General features: G+C 59.3%; 4 protein-coding genes. All 4 read right to left on the reverse strand.

Going from position 1 to position 1,739, the window contains the following annotated elements; genetic code table 11:
• Positions 1-320 (reverse strand): 50S ribosomal protein L4 (rplD, locus tag GX108_03560; protein ID NLO56120.1); only part of this gene is annotated, 320 nt, incomplete at its 3' end.
• A gap of 15 nt (positions 321-335) precedes the next feature.
• Positions 336-977, reverse strand: a complete 642-nt coding sequence (rplC, locus tag GX108_03565; protein ID NLO56121.1) for a 50S ribosomal protein L3 — start codon at positions 975-977, stop codon at positions 336-338.
• Between the two features lie 27 nt (positions 978-1,004).
• On the reverse strand, positions 1,005-1,310 hold the full coding sequence (gene rpsJ / locus GX108_03570; protein NLO56122.1) for a 30S ribosomal protein S10: 306 nt from the start codon (positions 1,308-1,310) through the stop codon (positions 1,005-1,007).
• Between the two features lie 18 nt (positions 1,311-1,328).
• Positions 1,329-1,739: elongation factor Tu (tuf, locus tag GX108_03575; protein NLO56123.1), on the reverse strand; the 411-nt coding region annotated here is incomplete at its 5' end.

Here is a 1,739-nt window from a genome sequence, read left to right on the forward strand (position 1 = left end):
CTTCTGACCTTCCGGTTGACCTTCTGGTGATAGTCCCTGGGGCGGGGGCCATGGGTGACTCCACCGCCTACCCAAAGAGGAGATCGCCTGCTGCCGTGCCTGGCCCTCCCCGTATGCTTCTGCCTCCAGGGTTTTCTCCCGCCGCCGCGCACTTCACCCCGGGTCTTGGTTGAGTGCGTCCCCTGCCTGGCATTAGCCTGCTGGGCTACCACGACCTGGTGCATCGCCGGCACATGGATAGGAGCCGCGAAAACGGAATCGGAAAGGTTCTCCTCACCGATCAATTCTCCCTTGAAATTGATTACCTTTACAGTCGGCATAGCTCCGCTGCCTCCTTATCGTGCCGCCCCAACCCGCTTGCGAATCATCACGAGCCCGTTCCTGGGTCCTGGAACAGCGCCCCTGATGAGCAAAAGGTGGTTTTCCGGATCAACGCCGGCTACAGACAGATTCTTGACGGTCACCCGTTCTCCGCCCATCCTTCCCGGCATTGCCTTTCCCTTGAAGATCTGACCGGGGGAGCTGCTCGCTCCCATCGAACCGGGCTTCCGGTGGAACTTGGAAGCGCCGTGACTGGCGGGACCGCCGCCGAAGTGATGCCGCTTTATGACCCCGGCGAATCCCTTTCCCTTGCTTCGCCCTGTCACATCGATCACATCGCCCGTCTCGAAGAGTTCTACGGAGACGACACCACCGACTTCATAGCCCTCGGTGTCGTCCACCCTGAACTCCCGGATCCACTTTTTGGGCTCGAGGCCCCTCTTTTCGAAGACACCCCTGTAGGGCTTGTTCAGCTTCGATGGCTTGGTGTCCCCGAAGGACAGGCTCACTGCGGTGTAACCATCCACATCACGGTTCTTGACGGCGACGACGCTGCAGGGACCTGCCTCGACAACCGTCACCGGAATGGACCGGCCCTGCTCGTCGAAGATCTGGGTCATGCCCAGCTTGCGACCAAGAATACCCATTTGTACCATCTCTCTCCTTTCAGCTCATTGCTCCCCTTAAAGCTTGATCTGGATATCCACTCCGGAGGGGAGATTCAGCTGCATAAGCGACTCCATGGTCTTCTGCGTGGGGTCGATGATATCGATGAGCCGCTTATGAGTCCTCATTTCAAATTGTTCTCTCGCGTCCTTGTCCTTATGCGGCGACTTGAGGACCGTGAACTTGTTCACTTCCGTCGGAAGGGGGATAGGCCCGGAAACCTTGGCCCCCGTTCGCTGCGCCGTCTCCGCTATTTGGAACGCGGATGAGTCCAGCGCCCTATGGTCGAACGCCTTGAGCTTGATCCGGATCTTCTTCGCCACTGTGACTGCCTCCCAAAATCAGCTGCCGAGGATTTCGGTGACGACACCGGCGCCGACGGTCCTGCCGCCCTCGCGGACCGCGAAACGAAGGCCCTGGTCCATGGCGATGGGCTGGATCAGTTTAACCTCGAAGGCCGCATTGTCGCCAGGCATTACCATCTCTACACCCTCGGGAAGCTTGATGTCTCCCGTCACATCCGTCGTCCTGAAGTAAAACTGCGGCTTGTAGCCACTGAAAAACGGCGTGTGACGACCGCCCTCCTCCTTCTTCAGAACGTACACCTCGGACTTGAAATGCTTGTGGGGCGTGATGCTCCCAGGCTTCGCAAGAACCTGGCCCCGCTCAACGTCCTCCTTGCCGACGCCGCGCAGCAGCACTCCAACGTTGTCGCCGGCACGGGCGTCGTCGAGAATCTTCCGGAACATCTC

The organism is Thermovirga sp. (genome assembly GCA_012523215.1).
In the GTDB taxonomy this organism is placed as follows: Bacteria; Synergistota; Synergistia; order Synergistales; family Thermovirgaceae; genus 58-81.

Bases quoted from the DNA above. Each gene is read 5' to 3' on its own strand.
- rplC (NLO56121.1), bottom strand. From the start codon at position 977: ATGGTACAAATGGGTATTCTTGGTCGCAAGCTGGGCATGACCCAGATC.